The 13756-nt window shown below is 41.5% G+C and carries 11 protein-coding genes and 1 other RNA gene; 3 read left to right on the forward strand and 9 right to left on the reverse strand.

The features are described from left to right. Positions 1-9 precede the first annotated feature (9 nt). Positions 10-453 carry a pepsin/retropepsin-like aspartic protease family protein gene (locus G4P69_RS09115; protein ID WP_208349472.1) on the forward strand — a complete coding sequence of 148 codons (444 nt, stop codon included), beginning with the start codon at positions 10-12 and terminating at the stop codon, positions 451-453. 63 nt (positions 454-516) lie between these two features. Here the strand turns inward: G4P69_RS09115 and G4P69_RS09120 are convergent, their stop codons facing one another. Continuing rightward, positions 517-3735 (reverse strand): glycoside hydrolase family 15 protein, encoded by a 3219-nt coding sequence (locus G4P69_RS09120; RefSeq protein WP_208349475.1) that lies wholly within the window; start codon positions 3733-3735, stop codon positions 517-519. A 693-nt stretch (positions 3736-4428) separates the two neighbouring features. On the opposite strand from G4P69_RS09120, the gene mgtE reads away from it, so the two are divergent. Together mgtE and G4P69_RS09130 are read left to right on the forward strand one after the other, a co-directional pair. Beyond that, positions 4429-5784: a magnesium transporter gene (mgtE, locus tag G4P69_RS09125; protein ID WP_208349476.1), complete on the forward strand. Its 1356-nt coding sequence runs from the start codon at positions 4429-4431 to the stop codon at positions 5782-5784. 447 nt (positions 5785-6231) lie between these two features. Then, positions 6232-7221, forward strand: a complete 990-nt coding sequence (locus G4P69_RS09130; protein WP_208349478.1) for an aspartate carbamoyltransferase catalytic subunit — start codon at positions 6232-6234, stop codon at positions 7219-7221. 46 nt (positions 7222-7267) lie between these two features. Here G4P69_RS09130 and G4P69_RS09135 read toward each other — a convergent pair whose 3' ends face one another. From G4P69_RS09135 to G4P69_RS09170, 8 genes are all read right to left on the reverse strand, one after another. Continuing rightward, positions 7268-8608 carry a TldD/PmbA family protein gene (locus G4P69_RS09135; RefSeq protein WP_208346028.1) on the reverse strand — a complete coding sequence of 447 codons (1341 nt, stop codon included), beginning with the start codon at positions 8606-8608 and terminating at the stop codon, positions 7268-7270. Between the two features lie 230 nt (positions 8609-8838). Further along, a complete protein-coding gene (locus tag G4P69_RS09140) occupies positions 8839-10311 on the reverse strand; it encodes a TldD/PmbA family protein (protein WP_208349480.1) in 1473 nt (490 codons plus the stop codon). Between the two features lie 178 nt (positions 10312-10489). Continuing rightward, positions 10490-10870, reverse strand: a complete 381-nt coding sequence (queF, locus tag G4P69_RS09145; RefSeq protein ID WP_208349484.1) for a preQ(1) synthase — start codon at positions 10868-10870, stop codon at positions 10490-10492. Between the two features lie 27 nt (positions 10871-10897). Continuing rightward, complete coding sequence (locus G4P69_RS09150) at positions 10898-11305, reverse strand: hypothetical protein (protein WP_208349486.1); 408 nt, start codon at positions 11303-11305, stop codon at positions 10898-10900. A 142-nt stretch (positions 11306-11447) separates the two neighbouring features. Further along, complete coding sequence (locus G4P69_RS09155) at positions 11448-11837, reverse strand: phasin family protein (protein ID WP_208349487.1); 390 nt, start codon at positions 11835-11837, stop codon at positions 11448-11450. Between the two features lie 25 nt (positions 11838-11862). After that, an RNA gene (ffs, locus tag G4P69_RS09160) (signal recognition particle sRNA small type) lies at positions 11863-11959 on the reverse strand. A gap of 37 nt (positions 11960-11996) precedes the next feature. After that, positions 11997-12263 carry a YciI family protein gene (locus G4P69_RS09165; RefSeq protein ID WP_208349488.1) on the reverse strand — a complete coding sequence of 89 codons (267 nt, stop codon included), beginning with the start codon at positions 12261-12263 and terminating at the stop codon, positions 11997-11999. 262 nt (positions 12264-12525) lie between these two features. Then, entirely contained in the window at positions 12526-13644 is a 1119-nt protein-coding gene (locus tag G4P69_RS09170) for an LptF/LptG family permease (RefSeq protein WP_208349489.1), read from the reverse strand. Between the last annotated feature and the right edge of the window lie 112 nt (positions 13645-13756).

A 13756-nucleotide genomic window follows, 5' to 3' on the forward strand; every position in this document is an offset into this window, starting at 1 on the left:
GAAAATAATATGAAAGTTAGCAAAAGCGAAAAAACGGGCAAAGTGACTACCACAATCACCATTACTAACCAAATTGACCAGATTTTAGCAGAAAGAGGATTTATTCCAACAGATCAAATACGTTCAATTACTTTACACGATGTTTTAGTTGACACAGGGGCGACAAGGCTATGCTTACCGAAAAATATTATTCTTGATTTGGGATTACCGTTTCAAGGAGAAGTGGACGTTAAAATAGCCACAGGATTGCATAAAGCTCGTATTTTTAAAATGTTAAATATTTCAGTTGAAGGAAGAGAAGGGATATTTAATTGTATTGAATTACCAGAAGATTCAGATCCTTTATTAGGATTAATCCCTTTAGAAGATTTAGGATTAGAACCTGATTTACAAAATCAGAAATTACGAGTTTTACCAATGGAAGGAAAAGATACATATTTAATGGTTTTGTAATTGCTATGCATTATTGCGACTAAACAATTCCACAGATGAATCTTGGCTTGTGAGTTCTTGGTGTTAAACTGCTGGAATTTCAGTGGTTTGCTGAAAACGGGTTAAGAACCTAAATGCCTTCAAAACATGACTTGCACACTCTGTAGGAGAGGTGTTGTAAAACGATCTCCACGCACTTGCTTTATCCTCATCATAGCGATCGCCTCTTTCCCGATGACGTTCTAACCATGCTAAGCGTACAGCATGACCAATTAACACATCTAACACTATATACGCTTCAATTTGCAGGTTAGGGTTATTTGACGCGATCGCCGCCAATTCCATTAATGTTTCAATACAAACTTGCCGGTACTCTGGAGCCTCTATTTTATTCAGCAAATGCTCAACTTTTAGTGCAAAATTCTTTTCCCCGGCTGTCATTTCCGACAGCATCCTCTCACTATCTAAACGGTTACGTCTTTCTAGCTTATCACCAATCACTACACCTTTGCAATGCTTCAAAAGCTGCCAAACCTGCTGGAAAAAATCTTTTGGTACACGCCCGGTAGCTCCCTCTGCTTCGCGAAACCGCCGCCAACCACCAAGAGGAACGTCGATTTCTTCACCCACAGGTTGTATCACCCAAGCAATATCGCTTTCTTTTTGCTTAACGCGCAGTGATTCCTGCTGGCGTAAAAGGTTACTCATACCAGCATACTCAACCAATACCTGACGCAAACGCATTTTCACCTCAAAAGGAGAGAGTTGCATCAAATGTTCATAACCTTCATCTTGAGTAACATTCAACTCTCTTGCTAATTTGCTGGTGATTAATAAGATCAGATACCCAACTCTCAGTGTCAATAGTCCTTTAAATAATTCTGGCTCTGACTGAATCAAAGTGCTCAGATAAATCAGGATCTCTTGAGTTAAGACGCGATCGCGTATATCCTCACCACAAAAATGATTTATTTTTTCTACAATTTCATTGTGTGACATTGGTACAGTAATTAGGGATGCTTCACTGTAAGCCTTACCCACAGCAATTTGCTTACCCCGTACCAAAATCATCGTAACTACATCTGATAAGCCAATATCAACCATCTGCCTTAAACCAGCAGCACGACGTACAACCGCCCAAAGATTTAGCTTACCTGCTCTAGTATATACTTCATCTAACAAATCTCCTACCGTTACAGGACACCGTGAGCCTCCAAAACCTGTATCAAACTGAAGTCCTTGTAAACGAGTTAAAGTTTGCAACAACTCGATTTGTTCATAGAGATTTTCCGATGAACGTAAATAAGAAAGCAATAAATTTAAGTTAGTTTCACATTCCATCTGAAATTCTTGAGTATGCCCTAACTGCCAGTTTTTCTCTGGATCATTAAATAGGTAACAGCAATCAGGTGCAGCATCTTTAACAGATGATTGAGAAAATTCAAAATCGTGGAGAAAATCGATCCGTTGTGTTGCGGATGTTAACATCAACTGGTTTACGCGTCCTAATTTTACCCGTACACTATTACAAACTCCTTCCTTAAGTTCTTGTATTAGCGCCAACAAAGCTTCGCTCCCTGTTTCCCACATCGTGTGAGTCAACATTAAAGTTAGAGTTGGGCGTCCCAAATCACTCCAATATTTTTGAATATAAGCAAGTTCACTTCTAAACTGATCGATCAGGAAATGATCATCCAGGGTTAAATAGAACTGCTGAAGATCAGAAAACGAAGGCAAAAACACTATTATTTCATCACGAATGCGAAAAATTCTTGATGTTGTTAAACTGCGCAGACGCCGTACAGGACGTCCAGTTAAACCTAGCTTGTCGTTGCGCCCAATTTGAGTAAATACAGATGAAAGTTCAACAGCTTTACGTACTTGAATTGGTTCCACTTGTTTAGGAGTTTGCGTTTCAATTCCGTAAACTTCTAATGCCATCTGTAAATCTTCATCTTCTGCCAATAAAGCAATTTGTACCAATGCTTCCCGAGTTTTCCCTATACATAAGTGTCTTCCTAAAGGGTCAATATCTCCAACTGCAAGTAACCCTTCACTTAGCATTTCACCCAGAAGATAAAGACTTTGCGCCCATACCAAAGGCACATTTTCGTTAGGTAGACGTGGCTGACTTTGAGGATTTAATTTTTCGGCGTCTATGTTTTCTTTTGGCACATAATAAAGTTCTGGCAGCAACCGTAAACCATCCCGCTCTACAATTAGACACTGTAAGCGCTCTTTGTAGCGTGATACTTGCTCTTGTTTACCACAAAACAACCCATCTAGGAACAAGTAGGTAAAAAACAATGGCCATTCGCATTCGATATGCTCAAATTGTTTGAGTTCTAGTGGTTCGTAGTGTAAGCGGTTAGAGTCTTCTAAAACTGTTTGATGTCCATCCCGTAAGAAGCGTTTACAACCGTATTTTCCTTCAAGTTTGTTGATGATGTCGTTAAGGGTGCGTTCGTGCAGTTGTATATCTTCCACCGCAAAAGCTGGAAAAGTAATTACGCTTAATAGCGCTGCATCAATTTCTTTTGAGGCTGATTCTCGTGGTAATAGTGACTCTAGTGTAATCCTGGCACGGGCGATCTCGTCTGGCAAGACATGAATCACTGATGCTTGACTACCACGTACACCAAATAAATCCAGTCCTTTAATAGCTTCCATCGCAGCTTTTGCCATTCCTACAGAACTGGCGTTTAATTCTGCGTTTCCATGATTAATTTTGTTACCCCGTTCCCAAATGCCGTAGTCTGGTGTGCGGTAAGCTCGTCCGATATAGTACACCAGATTTTGAACAAAACTAACTTCATCAGGAGTATATACTATATGCAATCCCGAAGCAGTCATTTGCGCTAGCATTAGCAAAAATATAGATGTAGCGTCGAGTTGCAAATGACCCCATTCATCATCGCCTACAACGATATCGCCAGTAGCAGTGTTATACTTGGCGTGCAAAGCATCTAGTGGGCATTGAGTGTGCTTGAAGCGCTCAACTTTATAAGCCTGTCGCATCATAGCAAATAGCAACCCTCGCATTAGCTTAACAACACTGTGTTCTAGCTCGTAGGTGCGTCCCTTGTCTTCATCAACCTTGCGATATGCTAGTGCTAAACCCCAAACTGCTAAAATACTGTAAACATTATCACGCACCCAAGCATCTCTATAATCACCATGAGCTGTTACTGCGGTACTTGCAGGTAGCAAGCCAGTAATCGGGTTCTGACGATAAATAATAATTGTCTTGATTTGCTGATAGTAGTAGTCAAGACGTGTTTGAACTTGGGTTGCGGTTTTCATCAAAAACCTCGTATTTTTTAAACACACCAATTCCGATGGGAGGTGCGTGGAGTCGTCACTCACTTGGTGCTTTTTCAGGTATTCTGAGAATATACTCTAAAAGAAAGATTTTTTCAAATTTTTATTATCCATAAGGGTTAATACCGGTGTTGTATTTCCTAAGATGGATATAGAAACCCAACTAAAATTAGATGCCAGTGCCCCTTGCTGTATATCAGTATTAGATTGTTTTAACAACAGGAAGACCTTGTCAAAGGCCAGAAATTTTTCCTAGATACTATATATTTGCCTGTTAGGGGGTACAAAGTTATGTATTCTTATACAACAGTTCTTTGAATCTCTCGAAAAGATCGGTGGTGTGTGGGCAAATAATTTAACCTTGCTCATTTTGAAAGCAAGTTAGGTTGTACGCTTGACATTGTTGGCAACAGTAGTAAAATCTACTCAATCAACAGGCATCAGGGCAATAGGAAAATAACTTGTGAGGAATATAGCCACTTCCTCACGCTTGTACTAGGCATCTACCGGAACGGTGCGTCCCGGGTTATTATTATAACTTAGCGATGCCATTGATTGGTAATCGATGTTGAATTTCTGAGATTTTATGGACCAAAGTCCACAAGACGGTAGTACCAACCTCCTCTAAGCTCGTGAGCTTGTCTCCCCAGCTTAGGGGAGATCATAGGAGGTTTTATGCTTACGCAGGATGTTTGCAATTCATTTATAGACATTGCCGATCTAAACCAATTGAAGTGGAATTTGAATCGGTTACAACCAGTTGATGCAGCAGAATATATTACACGCGCACCCCAACAAAAACGCGCAATCACATTCCGTCTGCTCAATAAAAACCAGGCAATAGATGTCTTTGAACATCTTCCATCAGAGGTACAAAAAGAGCTAATAAGCTCTTTACATGATGTTCAAGTAGCACAAATTGTAGAGGCGATGAGTGCTCATGAACGGGCAGAATTGTTCGATGAACTGCCGCCTGGAGTCGTAAAATGGCTTTTGCAAGAACTTAGCCCAGAACAACGACAAGCAACCGCAACAATTCTTGGTTACCCGGAAGGCACTGCTGGGCGGTTGATGACTACAGAATATGTCTGGTTACGAGAGGGATTGACGGTAGGAGAGGCGTTACGAAAAATCCGCCGTCAGGACGAAGATAAAGAAACGATCTACTACGCTTACGTCACAGATAATAAGCGTCGGCTAGTTAGTACTGTCTCATTGCGTCAGTTGCTGTTTACTATTCCCGATGCAAAAATCAGAGATATTGCTAGCGATCGCGTTGTCAAAGTCAGAACCGACACTCCCCAAGAAGAAGTGGTTCGGCTTATGAAGCGCTACGACTTAATAGCTATCCCAGTTGTTGATAGGGAAGAGCGACTCGTGGGTATTATCACAATAGATGATGTGGTAGATATTGTTGAGGAGCAAGCAACAGAAGAAATTCAAAAACTCGTAGGTGTAAGTGGTGGTGATGAAGCAGCTTTGTCTCCTTCAGGAATCACGATTCGCAAGCGTTTACCGTGGCTACTAGGTATTATGTTGCTTTATATCGGAGCATCAAGTGCGATCGCTCCGTTTCAGTCAACAATTTCAATGGTGCCTGTGCTAGCTGTGATCATGCCTCTTTTCTCTAACACAGGTGGTACTGTTGGGATTCAAGCTTTAACCGTGACAATCCGCGGATTGGGTGTGGGAGAAGTAACACCTAAAGATACTCTTCAGATTCTTCGTAAGGAGCTGACGGCTGGTTTGGGAACAGCCTTAGCATTAGGCTTTACTATGATCATGCTTTCTCTAATTTGGGCACCTCCTTCAGAACGTTGGGTAGCATTAGTCGCAGGAACGGTAATGGCAACAAATACTCTTGTAGCTGTTACACTAGGAACTCTACTACCAATGGGTTTAAAACGACTAAAGCTAGATCCAGCGATGATGAGTGGTCCATTAGTGACAACGATGCTAGATGCCATTGGATTTATGATCTTCCTATCAATGATCTCTATGGCTTTAAATGTCTTCCATCTAAAACATTGAGCAAGAAGTCAGAACTCAGAACTCAGGAGTCAGAATTCAGAAGTCAGAATTCAGAAGTCAGAATTCAGAAGTCAGGAGGAGCCAGTTCTGCAGGCTGTGCACTGAGCTTGTCGAAGTGATGATTTCCCTACGTAGGAATCTGGCGTTGTGGGGTGTAGGGAACTTAAGAATGGATATTGATGAATTCAAACCTACCATTGACTGTAGACTGCTAACTCTAGGATTTAGCGAGGCTCGCCTCCTCCTACTTACAGAGATCATGGGCTGATTCTGACTCCTGACTTCTGACTTCTGACTTCTGACTTCTGACTCCTGAATTCTCTTTAAATTCCTACCTCAGTGTCCCTAACCGCTGGCAAAACAGGTGGTATCATTTCCTGTGCATATCCTGAAAAAAATAGTAGAGATGCTACCACGCTTCTCGTTGTGAAAAGTTAATAACCATTTATGCCTACTACTACCTGGACTCGTCACCACATTCTTTCCCTAGCTGACTTCACTACTACTGAATACAATGCTGTTTTACAAACTGCTGCTAGCTTTCAGGAAGTGTTGTCGCGACGGACAAAGAAAGTGCCTACTTTACAAGGACAGGTGGTGGCGAATTTATTTTTTGAACCCTCTACTCGCACTCGTAGCAGCTTTGAACTAGCAGCTAAGCGACTCTCAGCAGATACGCTAAATTTTGCCTCCTCTACATCCTCAATGACAAAAGGAGAAACTATTCTCGATACGGCGAAAACTTATTTAGCTATGGGAACTGATATCATGGTGATTCGCCATCGAGAAGCAGGAGTACCTGGCGCGATCGCCCAAGAAATGGATCGTCTAGGTGTACGAGTTGGTGTCCTCAATGCTGGAGATGGACTCCATGAACATCCTTCTCAAGCGCTACTAGACTTATTTACTATTTGTACTCTTATTGATCCAAATTATCCTCATCTTGAACTTTTGAAGGATAAAAAAATTGCCATTGTTGGAGATATTTTACACTCAAGGGTAGCCAGATCAAATATTTGGAGTTTAACAGCAAGTGGTGCGCAAGTTCATCTAGCTGCACCACCAACTTTATTACCTAAGTTATTTGCAGATTATGGTAAAGATAGACCAGGTAAACTGTTTCTACATTGGAAACTAGAGCCAGCTTTGGAAGACGCTGATTTTGTTATGAGCTTGCGCTTGCAAAAAGAGCGCATGACTACCCACTTATTACCTTCTTTACGAGAATATCATCAATTGTTTGGCCTTACACGCTCTAAACTACGACTGTGCAAGCCAGATGTAAAACTTTTACATCCTGGTCCTGTGAACCGTGGTGTTGAAATCAGCTCGGATTTAATGGATGATCCCGAAATGAGTCTCATCCAAACCCAAGTAACCAGTGGTGTCGCCGTACGTATGGCTTTATTGTATCTGATCGGTAGTGGAAAAGTGTAGGGCTAATTTCTGACCCTACACCCGCCCCAAAGGGGCATGTAAAAAGCTACTCCCCAGTAATAGAAAGTTCATTAACCCAGATGTGAGGACATACTCCACCAGGAGTTAACTTCGCTTCTTTTTCAACAAGAATGATCGATTTCAGGAGTTCTAAGAAATCCCCGGCAACTGTTGCTGATTCAATGCTTGTTTTAACACCGTCATTCACAAGCCAACCATCAAATGGCAAAGAGAAAGATCCTTGTAAAGATTTTACTCCTGCATGGAGAGCTTGCAAATCATCAATAAAAATGACATTCTTCGCGGTTTCCAAGCTTAATTCTTGTTCACCAGGTGCGCTAGCGAAGACGTGATAAAAGTTGGGACTAACACTTACTTTTGCTCCAATATTAGCATTCCCTGTAGGTTTGCTATTCAGTCTTTTAGCAGTACCAGCACTGTGAAGAAAACCTGTCAAAATGCCGTTTTCAATAAGTGAAACTTGGCGAGTAGGAGTTCCTTCTCCATCAAAAGCTTCTGCTCCTAGATTAGCTGGATGTAGTGCATCATCATATACAGAAAGTAAAGGAGAAGCAATTTGCTTTCCTATATCGTCTGGAGTGGAGAGACTTTGTTTATCGAGAATATTTTGAGCATTGAACAAGTTGGAAAAAGCTCCTAGGAGACTTAAAAAAGCTTCTGGGGAAAAAACAACTTGATATTTACCACTCTGAATTTTTTGATAGTTTAAGTGACTAATAGTTTTGTCTACTGTTTCTTTGATACAACCATTAATGTCTAATTCATCTAGACTTCGGCTGATTCTAAAAGCACCAGCACCTCGAGGTTTTTTTCCCTCTTCCTCTGTTTTACTGTATAAAGAAATCTGTGAGAAAGAGTGAGATTCAGTTCTCATTGCACCATCGCTATTGAGATAGAACTTATCACGGTTGCTCTGTCCCAAACCGTTATAAGGAACTCCTTTAATAGCCAAATGTGCTGCAAGAATTTCTTTTTCAGCAGATAATAAACTGTCTATAAGTTCTGAAACAGGTGCTTGCTTTACTTTTTCGTGGTGTGTTTGTTCCAAGGGAAGAGTTGCTTCTGGACTAAAATCAGGAACATTTTCCTTTACACCAAAGAAACTTGCTTCATAAGCTGTTTTCAAAGCCAATTCAAGTCCCCTAGGATCTACATCTGTTGTGGTGGTGACACCCATGGTGTTGTCTTCATTCCAAACCCGGACGATAACACCAGAAAGACTAGAGGCTTTCACTTGTTTAGGCTCACCTTGATCTACTTGGACACTGGTTTGATCTACTGTTGAACCATAAACATCAAATTTTTTTATGCCAAGCTTATCTGCGCTTTCCCTGGCATGATTTGCAATACTATCGATATTCGCCATAGTTAATTTTAGATTCTGGATTTGAGAATTAGATTTTAACCGAAGCCTCCCTTTCGGAGTGCAAAAAAGACGGTAGTGGGAGCATCTTGCTCCCTACTTTATGACTGAAGCCTGGATCTTAGTCCCTACTTTACTACTGAAGCGGGCAAGATGCCCGCACTACAAAATAAAATCAGAGAGATTCTGAATTCTGACTCCTGAATTCTGAATTCTGAATTCTGACTCCCTCTTCAACGTCCGCCTATGGTAATTTCATCAACTTTAATGTGGGGTTGTCCTACTGTAGTGTAGATACTTCCACTAACGGAGCCACAGAAACCTGGTGCTAATGACAGATCTTGGGAGCACATGGAAATTCTATTCATAATTTCCTTTGCTTCACCGATTAGGATAGCTCCTTTAAGTGGCTTGGTGATTTTACCATTTTCAATTAAATAAGCTTCATCTACACCAAAGTTAAATTGACCTGTAGCTCCAACACTACCACCACCCATCTTTTTACAGTAGATCCCTTTGTCAATCGAGGCAAATAAATCCTCAACACTGTAATCACCAGTAGCAATGTATGTATTGCGCATACGGCTAGCAGCGGGAAAGGTATAACTTTGACGCCTTCCACTACCAGTTCTGGGGTTTCCTGTACGTAAGGAACCGGCTCTATCTGCTAAAAAGTTCTTTAAAACGCCTTTTTCAATTAATAGCGTTCTTTGGGCTGGCATTCCTTCATCATCCATATCAATAGTTCCGAAGGCATTTTCCGAGCGCCCTTCATCCCAAGCAGTGAGGCTTTCATGGGCGATTTTTTCGCCTTTTTTATCGGCAAAAGGAGTTGTTTTGCGTTCAATTTGAGTGGTTTCTAGCAAGTGACCACATGCTTCATGGAAAATTACTCCACCAAAGTGATTTGCCATGATGATCGGGTAAGTACCAGATTCTACGTAATCAGCGTAAAGCATTTTTCCTGCGGACTCAGCAATTTGTTCTGCTGCTTGTTCGTAATCCCAAGTTTTCAGGAAGTTAGGATCGCTGGTGAGCCCAGCACGTTCACCTATAGAAGCGCGATTTGCTCCGTCAGCACACAAAATATTAAATCCTACCGATTGAGTGAGGCGAATATCACGGGCAAAAGTACCATCACTAGCAGCCACTAAGATTTCTTGCCAGTCACGGAAATAGGTGGCGCGGCGTGATTGAACATGTGTTGCTTTTTGCGCGAGTTTGGCAGTACCATCAAGTAAGATTTCTCCCATTTCCCTCATAGAGCTACATAGAGGTAACCATCCATCTTTACCTCTTTTTGTGCCATAGTCTCTAAGAAGTTCTAGGTTGATTTCTGGAACAAAAGCATTGGGAGCAGGGAGTTGCAATCCCAAGATTGAAAGCCCTTTTTCCAAAGCTGCTAACAAACCGGAAAAGGAAAGATCGTTTGTACTGACGTAGCAATCACCTTTGCCACGAAATAGTCTGACTCCTGCACCTGTAGAAAGACGTGGTGTAATACTGGTGATGGCATCTTCTTCAGCAAGGCAACTGATATAATTAACACGCTCTAGAAAAAACTCGATGAAGTCAGCACCGGCAGCACGTCCTAATCCCAAGAGAGTAGCCAAGGGTGGTTCCCAAGTTTCATCGAATCGTTCTACTGTTGAGGAATATTCTAAAGTCGGGAGCTGTTTAGAAAGAAGTAAAGTATTTGTGAGCATGAGTTGCCTCGGCTGCTTGATTTTATTGGAGGTGGAACTAAAAAATCCTGGTTTGTTCACTCTAGCAAAACCGTGAAAGTCTCTTTTCGGAAAGAGCCCTTTGCCGATTTATAAGTCTTTTAACAACGAACAGGAAAATGCTGTGTGTAATGAATTTTGTTTAACTAGTTCACTGAGCTTATTTTGGTTGCTTAAGATGACGCACTTCAATGACTGTGTGGACATTACCTCGCGGGGAGAAATCTCCTTTGACAGTAACTTCTAGTGGATCACAGGCTGCAACAAAATCATCTAAGATTTGATTAATCGATTCTTCGTGGGAAATGTAGCGATCGCGGTAACTGTTAATGTAAAGCTTGATAGCTTTCAATTCCACTACACGTTCATCAGGTATGTAGGTAATGTGAATTGTGGCAAAGTCAGGATACCCTGAGAATGGGCATTTACATGTAAATTCTGGTAAGGTAATGTTTATATCATATCGCCTTCCCAAGCGCGGGTTGGGAAACGTGATTAATTGACCTTCCGCAATATTGCGTTCGCCATACTTGATTTCCATAATCATTAACGAGTAAAAACAACTTGTTTAAAACTCTTCTTGTTCCCAGTCTGGACAATGCTCATTTTCCCACCCGTAAGGATGCATTCCACAAACTAACAAGTTTCCGTTATATGCTTGCCCGTGATAGTGACGGCAACCGATGCAGGCTGGATTTTGTTCTAATGTAGCTTCAACTGAATAAGGAAAAGTCGGCTCTGCCTCATCACTAATAGCTTCTTCTAGTTCCCAGTAAGCGTCAAAAATTGGTTCTGCCAACTCTTGTAAATATTGATCCACTTCAGTGATGATTGTATTTTGGAATTGCTCGCTAACTTCTTCGGTAAGTTCAAAAAAGTTGTCTACCATTTCAGTCATCCCCAACAAGAAGCGATCAACTACTTCATCCGCTACTGTTTGTAGCATTTCCCAAAACTCTTTTTGCCACTTGTCCATAAAATTCACGTCCTTACTGGCTACCAACGGCAGGACACTATATTATAAATTTAGTTTCATCAAGTGTCTCTTACCAGCTTAATACTTGATAGCCTGAAGCTGTGGGGTCAACCTTGAATTATTCATATAATAAATACAACAATTAACTTTGATCACGCTGGAGCCGTTTTAACTCTTCTTGTAGTTCTACTACTTGTGTGCGTAAGTTATCTATATTTTCGTTAGGTGTCTGTTTTTCTGTTGTTGGTTTGTCTTCTTCCTCTAAAATTTCAATGCGGCGAGGTTCAGAGGAGGGTTTTTTCTCAACCGTGGCATCAGAAGTTGGTGGCTGTTGGGCTTGCCTCATCATATCTTCGACAAAGCGGCGTCCTTCCTCTGTTGTCATTTCGCCACGTGCTACCATTTCATCTGCCAGCTTTTGGACTTGTGATCGCATTTCTGCGACTGTTCCACCAGCTTTCTCGCCTGCGTAAGAAGCCAACCCAACACCGAGGTAAAAAGCTTTTTTAACAATATCTCCAAAACCAGGCATTGCTGCTCTTGCGCTCCTAAAATAGGGCGACCCGGAGACTACGCCTACCACAAGCATCCCGTATTGCTGCTACCTTCCGGTCCTGACAAGATTTGGGCGTTGAAGTCGCATAGATCCAGGTCTAAAAACAGCATAGCATTAAATTTAGATAATTGTGTGTTATTCCACAACAATTCGCCATTCGTAAAGTTGATAATTAACGCAGCTGTTTTGTACCAAGGGATCTCCCTCTACAATATTTTTCGCTTCATCCATCGACTCGGCCTCAAATAGCATCATGCCACCGCCCCTACACCCCCAGTAACCTGTTTTCGCTTTATGTCCTTTGACGATCAACTCTTGCACGTAGGCTTTGTGGGCAGGCACATATTGGTCGAAAATGGGTTTATCGACTTTCCCTTCCTCAATTTTGACAAACCAAGGCATTCTCTTGTATCCTCGAACATCTCTATTATTAGATCAAAGCAGGAAGAATATTAGACAGGCAAGGGGTATGGGCATGGGGCATAGGGCATAGGGCATGGGATCAACAAGGAACAGCGACACCGGTTTATATACAGACGACAGTTGTGGGTACGGTATCGTAAAGCATGTGGAAATTAATTTTGTTTGGACATAATCTCTTTTCTCTATTACCCAATACTCTATGCCCCATGCCCTATGCCCCATGCCCCATGCCCCATGCCCATTACCTTTGAGCAACACGTCTTAATAAGAACAAACCTACTCCTAAAAACAGAAAGTCGGGTAGCCAAGCGCCTATAAATGGAGAAAAGATACCTGCTTCTGCGATCGCACCACTAATAAAGTAAAATAAATAATAGGTAAAAATAACTATAATACTAACCCCAAAACTTGTGGCTCGCCCTGTGCGCTGAGGGATGGTTCCCATAGCTGCACCAACTAAGCCGAAAACTACGCAGACGAAGGGTAAGGCGACTTTTTGTTGAATCCGAACTTGGAGCTTACGGATTTTTTGCTCATCACCACCAAGGCGTACAATTGCTAGTTGCTGTATCGCTTGGGCAATATTCATTTCGCCGTAGTCACGAGTTTTTTCTGCTAGTTCAAATGCTGTACGAGGTAATTTCAATCGTTGGTGTTTAAACCAGACAATATTACGATAGGAACGATCTGGGGCGACTAAATATATCGTTCCGTTGTAAATATCCCAAATATTTTGGGATGGATTCCATTCTCCTATTTGTGCAGCGATAATTTGATTGACGCCTTCTCTGGAACGGTCTATAATTGTTAGACCTTTGAACTGCTTACCATCAAACTGATCGGCGTAGTATAAGCGAGTTAAAATCTTCTGGGTAGTACCGTCTGGTAAAGGAACTTCCCGCTTTTCAGGATAAAGGAAGTTATCTTGCTGAGCAATGGGTGGTTTATCTCCCTTGAGAGCTTTTTGTAGGGTAGCAGTTGCTTGATAATTTGCTGCTGGGACAATTTGCTCGTTAAAAATAAATGTCATTCCTGTGACAATAAAACTCAAAACGACGGCAGTAAGGACCATACGGTAAACACTGACGCCACAAGCACGCAAAGCGATCAGTTCGCTTTCGCTAGAAAGACGACTGTATGTCATCAAAGTCGCCAACAGAGTCGATAAAGGAAAAGCATAAACGATAACATACGGTAACTTTAATAAAAAAACATTTATGGCAATATTTATGGGGAGCCCGGCTTCCACAACTTTCCGTATGAGTTCAAACATAACGTCAATTGTGATACCTAGCGAAGAAAAAGCCCCAACACCAAATAAAAACGGTGGTAGCAATTCGCTGATCAGGTAACGATCCATTATGGAAATAGGTAACAGCGAATTGAGAGTTGCAAAAGACTTGAATAATTTAGTCACTAGTCAAGTGTGGGAATAGGTTGACAGGATCAGTTATCAGTTCTCAATTATCAGT

Origin of the sequence: Aetokthonos hydrillicola CCALA 1050, assembly GCF_017591665.1 — a bacterium.
GTDB lineage: Bacteria > Cyanobacteriota > Cyanobacteriia > Cyanobacteriales > Nostocaceae > Aetokthonos > Aetokthonos hydrillicola.

Coding starts and splice junctions, on each gene's coding strand:
- mgtE (WP_208349476.1), top strand. CDS start 4,429: ATGCTTACGCAGGATGTTTGCAATTCATTTATAGACATTGCCGATCTA.
- G4P69_RS09115 (WP_208349472.1), top strand. CDS start 10: ATGAAAGTTAGCAAAAGCGAAAAAACGGGCAAAGTGACTACCACAATC.
- G4P69_RS09135 (WP_208346028.1), bottom strand. CDS start 8,608: ATGGCGAATATCGATAGTATTGCAAATCATGCCAGGGAAAGCGCAGAT.
- G4P69_RS09165 (WP_208349488.1), bottom strand. CDS start 12,263: ATGCCTTGGTTTGTCAAAATTGAGGAAGGGAAAGTCGATAAACCCATT.
- G4P69_RS09170 (WP_208349489.1), bottom strand. CDS start 13,644: ATGGATCGTTACCTGATCAGCGAATTGCTACCACCGTTTTTATTTGGT.
- G4P69_RS09140 (WP_208349480.1), bottom strand. CDS start 10,311: ATGCTCACAAATACTTTACTTCTTTCTAAACAGCTCCCGACTTTAGAA.
- G4P69_RS09120 (WP_208349475.1), bottom strand. CDS start 3,735: ATGAAAACCGCAACCCAAGTTCAAACACGTCTTGACTACTACTATCAG.
- queF (WP_208349484.1), bottom strand. CDS start 10,870: ATGGAAATCAAGTATGGCGAACGCAATATTGCGGAAGGTCAATTAATC.
- G4P69_RS09155 (WP_208349487.1), bottom strand. CDS start 11,837: ATGCCTGGTTTTGGAGATATTGTTAAAAAAGCTTTTTACCTCGGTGTT.
- G4P69_RS09150 (WP_208349486.1), bottom strand. CDS start 11,305: ATGGACAAGTGGCAAAAAGAGTTTTGGGAAATGCTACAAACAGTAGCG.
- G4P69_RS09130 (WP_208349478.1), top strand. CDS start 6,232: ATGCCTACTACTACCTGGACTCGTCACCACATTCTTTCCCTAGCTGAC.